The 7,813-nt window shown below is 62.4% G+C and carries 9 protein-coding genes and 1 pseudogene; 5 read left to right on the top strand and 5 right to left on the bottom strand.

Annotated features, from left to right (window positions below):
- From AB4Z11_RS16055 to gcvPA, 3 genes are all read right to left on the bottom strand, one after another.
- Positions 1 to 440, bottom strand: a 440-nt coding sequence (locus AB4Z11_RS16055; protein WP_442026248.1) for an NAD(+)/NADH kinase, incomplete at its 3' end; no start/stop codon positions are given.
- Positions 437 to 2,014 carry an aminomethyl-transferring glycine dehydrogenase subunit GcvPB gene (gene gcvPB / locus AB4Z11_RS16050; RefSeq protein ID WP_442026247.1) on the bottom strand — a complete coding sequence of 526 codons (1,578 nt, stop codon included), beginning with the start codon at positions 2,012 to 2,014 and terminating at the stop codon, positions 437 to 439. The genes AB4Z11_RS16055 and gcvPB, both read right to left, overlap by 4 nt.
- 5 nt (positions 2,015 to 2,019) lie before the next feature.
- Positions 2,020 to 3,417: an aminomethyl-transferring glycine dehydrogenase subunit GcvPA gene (gene gcvPA, locus AB4Z11_RS16045; protein ID WP_442026246.1), complete on the bottom strand. Its 1,398-nt coding sequence runs from the start codon at positions 3,415 to 3,417 to the stop codon at positions 2,020 to 2,022.
- Between the two features lie 142 nt (positions 3,418 to 3,559).
- On the opposite strand from gcvPA, the gene gcvA reads away from it, so the two are divergent.
- From gcvA to AB4Z11_RS16025, 4 genes and pseudogenes are all read left to right on the top strand, one after another.
- Positions 3,560 to 4,429, top strand: a complete 870-nt coding sequence (gene gcvA, locus AB4Z11_RS16040) for a transcriptional regulator GcvA (RefSeq protein ID WP_442026245.1) — start codon at positions 3,560 to 3,562, stop codon at positions 4,427 to 4,429.
- Positions 4,430 to 4,515: 86 nt separating this feature from the next.
- Positions 4,516 to 4,779, top strand: a pseudogene (locus AB4Z11_RS16035) (NAD(+)--rifampin ADP-ribosyltransferase); the annotation flags it as partial.
- Positions 4,768 to 5,181: an NAD(+)--rifampin ADP-ribosyltransferase gene (arr, locus tag AB4Z11_RS16030; RefSeq protein ID WP_442026249.1), complete on the top strand. Its 414-nt coding sequence runs from the start codon at positions 4,768 to 4,770 to the stop codon at positions 5,179 to 5,181. The pseudogene AB4Z11_RS16035 and the gene arr, both read left to right, overlap by 12 nt.
- Before the next feature lie 130 nt (positions 5,182 to 5,311).
- Entirely contained in the window at positions 5,312 to 6,073 is a 762-nt protein-coding gene (locus AB4Z11_RS16025; RefSeq protein WP_442026244.1) for a helix-turn-helix transcriptional regulator, read from the top strand.
- Here AB4Z11_RS16025 and AB4Z11_RS16020 read toward each other — a convergent pair.
- Entirely contained in the window at positions 6,035 to 6,385 is a 351-nt protein-coding gene (locus AB4Z11_RS16020) for a hypothetical protein (RefSeq protein ID WP_442026243.1), read from the bottom strand. The genes AB4Z11_RS16025 and AB4Z11_RS16020 overlap by 39 nt on opposite strands.
- Before the next feature lie 31 nt (positions 6,386 to 6,416).
- Positions 6,417 to 6,995 (bottom strand): acyl-homoserine-lactone synthase, encoded by a 579-nt coding sequence (locus tag AB4Z11_RS16015; RefSeq protein ID WP_442026242.1) that lies wholly within the window; start codon positions 6,993 to 6,995, stop codon positions 6,417 to 6,419.
- Between the two features lie 207 nt (positions 6,996 to 7,202).
- Between AB4Z11_RS16015 and AB4Z11_RS16010 the strand changes: the two genes are divergently transcribed.
- Positions 7,203 to 7,813, top strand: a 611-nt coding sequence (locus tag AB4Z11_RS16010) for an amidase family protein (protein WP_442026241.1), incomplete at its 3' end; no start/stop codon positions are given.

Below are 7,813 nucleotides of genomic sequence, written 5' to 3'. Positions count from 1 at the left end.
GACTGCATCTTTACGCCGGCTGGCAAGCCCAATACCGGCAGGCTGTCTGCCACACCGGCGTCGCGCAGGCCCTGTAGCACGTCGCGTGCGGTGCCGTCGCCGCCGGCAAACAGCAGCAGGTCGATGCCCATGCCGGCCAGGGTGCACGTCGCGCGGCGCGTGTCCTCCGCCTGTGATGGCCAGTTCACCGGCACTACAGCACAAACATCCAGGCTGGCCGCTTCCAGCGCGGAACAACCCATCGCACCATCGGCCGCGTACCAGCTGACGACCTGTGCGGCCTCGCCGCAGGCGTCGAACATGGCGGCCAGGCGGGCGGGAACGTGCGGCAGACTGCAGGCGGCCAGCGCGGCCTGCACGCTGGCCGCACCGTCCGAGCCTTTCAGCCCGGCCGGACCGCCGATGCCGGCCCAGGGATTGACCACCAGCCCGATCTTCATGCCAGCCCGCGCTCGCCCAGCTTGCGCTGATAAGCGCGCCAGGTGATGGCCCAGCGTTCCGGATCGTCCAGCATTTCGCCTTGAACCCGATGCACCGGACAGTTGTGGGGAGCCGCCTTGACCAGTTCCGGGTTGCAGCGCGCTTCATCGGCGATGTGACGCATTACGCCGATGAATTCGTCCAGGTCGGCGCGCGAGTAGGATTCGGTCGGCTCGATGGTGGCCGGCTCCGGCACCAGGTATGGGTGATGGCTGGTCCAGTAGTGCACGCCGAAGTCCGCAGCGCGCAGTCCGATGTCTTCCGAACTCACACCTGTTGCCTGCGCCAGGCCGGACCAGCTGTAGCKCACCTGCTCGATGCGGCGCTTGCCGGGTGCGTATGGTGCCGACATGCCGTCGATCTTCAGCAGCTCGTGCATCATGTAGTTGTTGTTCAGGACCGCGATTTCGGACACGGTACGCAGGCCCTCGGCGCCCAGGTTCATGATCCATGCATACGCGCGCAGCACGATGGAGGCGGCGCCCGTGAAGCTGCTGATCTTGCCGATGGATTGCTCGCCGGCGCTCACCAGCTGATAACGGCCGCTCTTGTTGCGCACCAGTGGACTGGGCAGGAAGGGCGCCAGCGCCGCGGTACTGCACACAGCGCCGACTGCGGGGCCGCCGCAAGCGTGGGGCGTAGCGAAGGTCTTGTGCAGATTGAAGTGGCACAGGTCGAAGCCTGCTTCGCGCGCACGGGCAATACCCAGCAGGCCGTTGGCATTGGCCTGGTCATAGACACATAAGCCGCCTGCTGCGTGTACCGCATCCACGAATTCCCGGATGCGGCTATTGAAGATGCCGGTGTCCTCCGGATTGGTGATCACCAGTGCGGCAGTGCGTGGCGACACGGCGGCCTTGAGTGCAGCCAGGTCAGGATAGCCATCCGCATCCGGATAGATCGTGATGACTTTGTAGCCGACCAGTTTGGCGCAGGCCGCATCCGATGGATGCGAGAAAATGGTGGTGATGACTTCATCGCGCTGTGCCGCCTCTCCCTGGCTTTCGTGCCAGGCGCGCACAATAGACATATTGGCGAAGATGGCTTGCGAACCGCCGCGCGCCTGCAGAGACACCGCGTCCATGCCGGATACTTCGCGCATCACGCTTTCCACCTTGTCGATCACTTCCAGCATGCCCTGCACGCTGCTGTCCGGCTGGCGTGGATGCAGCTCCGCCATGCCCGGCTGGCGCGCCAGCTGGTCGTTGATCTTGGGGTTGTACTTCATGGTGCAGGTGCCCTGGCCGACGTCCACATTCAGGTCGGCGCCCAGGTTTTCCTGCGACAGCCGCAAGTAGTGGCGCAGCACGCGGTTCTGCGACATCTCCGGCAATGCCGGTGGGCGCTGGCGCAGCATGGTTGGGGGCAGGCTGGCCAGGGGCTGGCCTGCGGCCTGCGCAATCTCCGGCTCCACTTCCGGCACCAGGATGCCGCGTTCACCCGGCTGGCTCAGTTCAAAAATTACCGGTTCATCCCAGCGCGCCTGATGGTATCGGCGCATCTGCTGTTTGCGGTGGGTAGCGATGTTATCCATGGCGTTCATTGGTTGAGGACTTTCTCTAGCGTTGCGCACAGCAGGTCGATGTCTTCCTGCATATGGATTTCGGAAAAAGCGTACAAGGCGGACTGGCCCAGCGCGGGGAAGGCGGTGCTCAGGTCGTGACCGCCGAATATGCCAAGCTGCTGCAAGGCCGCGTTAATGGCGGCCACCGGCAGGCCGGTGCCGTCGAAATTGACGACAAACTCGCGGAAGTGGCAGCTGCCGGCATGCGTGACGCGGACGCCGGGCAGGCGCGCAAGCCGCTGTTTGGCGTAAGCAGCGCGTTGAGCAATGCCTGTGGCCAGTTCGGTCATGCCTTGAGGCCCCATCAACGCCATGAAAACGCCGGCGGTAATGCCCCATAGCGCAGCAGCAGTGCCGACAAATTCATTGCCGTTTTCGCGCTTGTCGAAAGAGGTGCGGCTGTAGGCGACGTCGCCGAAGCCGTATTCGCCCGGCACGGTGGTGGGGACGATGCCGAACAGGCGCGATGGATACTGCATCACGATGGCGGGATCGTCGTGGCTGGCGATAAAGCCGCCCTGCCCGCCGCCGTAGTTCATGTGCATGCCCAGCGGCTGGATGTCGCCGCAGACGATGTCGGCGCCGTAGCTGGCCGGTGGCGCCAGCACGCCCAGCGACACCGGATCGACGCCGACCACGAGCAGCGCGCCCACCGCATGTGCGGCGGCAGCCAGGGCGGCGCCGTCGTCGATGGTGCCGAGGAAGGAGGGGATGTCCACGTACAGCGCGGCCGTTTCCTGGTCGAGCAGCTGCGCTACGGCGGCCATGTCAAGCAGGCCGGTGTCGGGATCGAAGGGCGCGCTGGCGAAATCGAGGTCGGCGCGGCCGTAGTTGTGCATCATCGACAGCTTGTCCGGATTGACGTTGCCCGCAACGACCACGCGGCGGCGGCCGGTGTGGCGGCCGGCCATGCGCACTGCGGTGGCAGCGGCCTGCATGCCGTCGTAGACCGGTACGTTGACGACGTCCATTTCCAGCACGGCGCCCATCATGCTGCAGTATTCGAACAGCGCCTGGAAGCGGCCATGGTCGTCATAGGGTTCGCCGGCATAGGCGGTGGCGAACTCGCTACGGCCATTGATTTCATCGCACACGGCCGGTACGTGGTGCTGGTAGCAGCCGCCGCCCAGGAAGCTGAGGTGGTTGTTGCAGTGCGCGTTCTTGCGCAGCAGTCCCTCCACGTGGCGCTTCAGGCGCGCTTCGGACAAATGCGGTGCGGGGATGGCCAGCGGCGCCTGCATGCGCAGTGCGGCGGGGATATCGGCAAAGAATTCTTCGGTACTTGCGGCACCCACGGTACGCAGCATGGCGTCGCGCACTTCGGGGACGGAGTTCGGAATATAGGGGTGGATGAAGGGTTTGCCAGATGCCATGTCATTTCCTGTTGATCGGGATCGGATGCCCAATCTTGGATTAGCGAAATAACGTTGACAAATGATCAGTATGCATGCGATACATTAGATAATCTGATGCATGGAGTGCGCTGTGGTCCATTCTTCCAGTCTGTTGAGGCAGTTGAAAACCTTCGAAGTCACCGCTCGGCACATGAGCTTTACCCGTGCCGCCGACGAGTTGTGCATATCCCAGGCGGCGGTCAGTCACCAGATCAAAACCCTGGAGGATGCGCTGCAGATCAAGCTGTTCAAGCGCATGACCCGCGCCATTACCCTGACGGGAGAAGGCGCGATCCTCCAGCGCAGCGTGATCGATGCCTTTGGCCGGATCGACCGCGTGCTGGCGCAGCTGTCGCATAGCGAGGGCCGTGCGCGCAAGCGCTTGACGGTGGCGGTGACACCGGCGTTCAGTTCACGCTGGCTGGTGGGGCGGCTGGACCGCTTCCTTGCCGCACACAGCGATCTTGAAGTGCGCCTGATACACACGGTGATGCACACTGACCTGGGGCGGGACAGCATCGACCTGGCGATACGCTGGGGCGATGGCAAGTGGCCCGGCGTGGAATGCGAGCGCCTGTTCGGCACCGAACTGCTGCCCGTGTGTTCGCCGGCGCTGCTGAAGAATGGCCCACAGTTGCAGGCGCCATCCGATCTGGCGCACTACACGCTACTGCACGAAGACAGCTGCGACGATTGGGAGCGCTGGTTCGAACAGGCTGGCATGGCGCCGTCGCTGGCCCTGCGCGGGCCGCTGATCGACGACAGCAATGCCTTGATGCAGGCGGCGCTGAATGGCCACGGCATCGCACTGGGGCGCATGGCTTTGATACGCGACGATCTGCAGCGCGGTACGCTGGTCAGCCCTTTCAGTCAGACACTGACAGCGCAGGGCGCCTATTACATGTGCTGGCGTCCAAGCCGCAGCGAGCAGGAAGCGCTTGCCTGGTTCTCCGATTTCCTGCGCGATGAAGCGCGCGAGCAAGAGGCTTAGCGCGGCAGCGAACGAGGCGTGGGGCGATGATTTTATGAAGCCAAACCTGTAGTATTGACGCCCTGATGTGAACCGGAGGAGCGCAGATGAAGCAGCATTACCATGGCACGCGGGTCAGTCTCCAGCCGGGAGAGATGGTGACGCTCGGCGGATCGTATGTGTACCTGACCGACAAGCTCGATGAAGCGGTGTGGGAGGCTGAGATTGGCGCTGGCGACGGCGCTCCGAAAGTCTATCTGGTGGAACCTACCGGCGAAACAGGCAGTGTCGTCGCGCTCGGTGCACGCGAACCGACGCGCCATCCGTCGATGTCGCTGTGCTCGCGCCAGCCCCTGCGCGTGATCGGCGAAGTCACCGAATGGAAGTTCTATCACGGCACCCGTGCGGACCTGAAGCCGGGCGATCTGCTCAAGCCGGGCCATAACGCCAACTTCGGTGAACCGGGTCGCACCGCGAACCACATCTACTTTGCCCGCACGCTGGATGCCGCCACCTGGGGCGCGGAACTGGCTCTCGGTGAAGGGCCCGGTAGGATTTACATCGTTGAACCGACAGGGCCGATCGAAGACGACCCGAATCTGACGGATAAAAAATTCCGCGGCAACCCGACCAAGTCCTTCCGCTCGCGCGAGCCTCTGCGCGTGGTCGCGGAGCTCACCCATTGGCAAGGCCACTCGCCGGAGGCGATCCAGGCCATGAGAGACGGCCTGGCAAAGCTTAAGCAGACCGGCGCCGAGATCATCGACGACTGAGCAAGATTCATCGCATTGTCAGAATCCATACAAATATTCATGTTGTTAAAAGCACATGCGAACTGCATAATGCTTTGTATTCCTGCAAGTCTTTAGCTAGTATGGACGCTCGTGCAGTGGGGACAAACAGATGGAAAATATCTTTGACGCTGACGATGCCTTGCTCTCCGATCTACTCGCTCCAGCCAATCCCCTGCGTGCAGCGGCCAGTGAGGGCGAGCTAGTCTCCAAGCTGTACAGCGTGATCCAGAATCTGGGCTTCGACAAAGCCATGTTTGCCGTGATTCCCGATCCCCTCAAGGATGCAAGCAAAGTCTACCTGCGTAGTAACTATCCCGAAGCCTGGCGCCAGCACTACGAGAAAACCAATATGCGTGCGGTCGATCCGACCGTTGAGTATTGCTTCAGATCGAGTACGCCATTCATCTGGATGCCGCAATGCTTCAAGACTCCCGAACAGCGTGCCATGTACGAGGAGGCCAGCGCCTTCGGCCTGCGGGGCGGTGTGACCTTGCCCATTCATGGCCCGCGCGGTGAAGTGGGCATGCTGACCTGCGTGAGCGACCGGGCGCCAAATCTCGGCTTCGTCAAGGATCTGCAGCACCACCTCGGCGGACTGGCCTTGTTGCGGGATATCGCCTTTGAGTCGATGAGCAAATTCATCCGCGGCGATGTGGCGGACGTCAAGAAACCCATACTCACCGCTCGCGAACTGGAATGCCTGCAATGGATGGCAGCAGGTAAAACCGCCTGGGAAATCGGCCGTATCCTCGGGATCTCCGAGGCGGGAGCCAATTTCCACGTGGCGAACATGCGCAACAAGTTTGGCGTCAGCAAACGTAACGACGTTGTACTACGCGCTATCCGTCTCGGCATGATCAGCCTGTCCTGATGATTCATCGCCCGGCGCGCGCGCCAGTTTCAGGTCCTGGTCGCTAATCACTCGCAACACATAAAGCCGCACCAGCAACAGGATCGGCTGCGGTACCGGCATACCGCGCTCAAAACGGCTACCGCTGGACTGGCCAACCCCGAAGCGGTGCCAGAACTGGGTCTGGCTTTCGCGCATCAGGTAACGCAGATCGCGCATCAAGGCCATATCGCGCATCGTCAGGCGATGCTGCTCCTCGCCGCCCCCGGCGGGGGGCGCTGTCCCTGGCCGGATGGCGCTCTCGCGTCTTCGTAAATCTGTCAGGTTATTCATGGAATCCATGGTTAAACACCATACTTCGCTGTTAGTGCAGGGTGATCATCAACGCCTTGCGGGTTTGCTCGCCCAGCAGGATTTCCAGGGCGACGGCGCGTTCCACGCCAATGCGCAGCGGAGCGCCGATCCGTTTGATCTCGATGCCGGTATGGCGCAGCAGGCGTTCGATGGAGGTCGTGGTAACGGTGACGTACTTCGAAATCTTGTGCTTGTCGGCGAAGTGCACGATTTCACGCATGGCTTCCTTGGCGCGGTCGGCGAAGCCAAAGCTGCCGTCGCCTTCGGTTTCGATCGCAAAGCGGGACAGCTCCCACACGTCATGTGCTTCAGGAGCCGGCGCACCGTGCAGTAACTCCGGGAAGGTGTCTTTCAGCATATACGGACCTTCCGTCGGCATGATGCGCCAGGTACCGCATACGCGCTGCTCCTGGTTGCGGATCACCATATAGTGCGGCTCCAGCGCGTCGTACCCGTCGATCTCCATTCCCGCCAGGACCGGGACTTCCCATCCCATGCGGTCGCGGAAAACTTTGGCGCGCAATTCGTGCATATGACGCAGATCGATACGATTGATGTCGCGGCGCTGAACGATTTGAATCGAAGTCATGGCGTTCTCCTTTATGGTCAGGGGCGGTTATCGCTGTCTTGTGTCAGCCGATGTGAATACTTTATGCAAATCGGTTTTTTGGCATAACTATCAGGACAGCTAGTAGACAGGCCGTTACCACTTGGCGTGTGATAGGCAGAACTCAATGAGTGGAAAAGGACATGCTATGAACCCGATCACAGCGGGAGGCAGCCCATCGTGAACGCCATGGCTGACCCTTCCGCCAGCCTGGCGTGGCTTAGCGCGCACCGGCTGGCGGAGCTGCTCGCGCGGCGCGATGTCAGCGCGCAGGAAGTGCTGGAAGCCGCCATCAGCCGTATTGAGGCGCAGGATGGTGCATTGAATGCGGTGGTGGTGCGCGATTATGCCGAAGCGCGTAAGGCAGCGCTGCTGGCCGACTGGCGTCTGGATCATGGCGAGCGGCGGCCTTTGCTGGGCGTGCCGATCACGGTCAAGGAGTCCTTCCTGGTGCGCGGACTGGACACCACCTGGGGTTTCCCGGCAGCACGCGCCAATCCGGCTGCGGGCGACAGCGCGGCTGTGCAGCGGCTGCGCCATGCGGGCGCCATCATCGTAGGAAAAACCAATGTGTGCACAGCACTGTCGGACTCGCAGTGCGATAACCCGGTGTACGGCCGCACCAACAATCCCTGGGATCTCTCCCGTACCACCGGCGGCTCCTCCGGCGGCAGTGCTGCGGCGCTGGCGGCGGGCTTCAGCTATCTGGAAATGGGTAGCGATGTGGCGGGCTCGATCCGCGTACCTGCTTCCTACTGCGGCGTGTACGGCCACCGCAGCAGTGCGGGGCTGGTGTCTTC

The organism is Pseudoduganella sp. RAF53_2 (assembly GCF_052113985.1).
Classification (GTDB): domain Bacteria; phylum Pseudomonadota; class Gammaproteobacteria; order Burkholderiales; family Burkholderiaceae_D; genus Rugamonas.
Note: the sequence above shows the minus strand (reverse complement) of the source record. Positions and strands in the feature narration are given on the sequence as shown.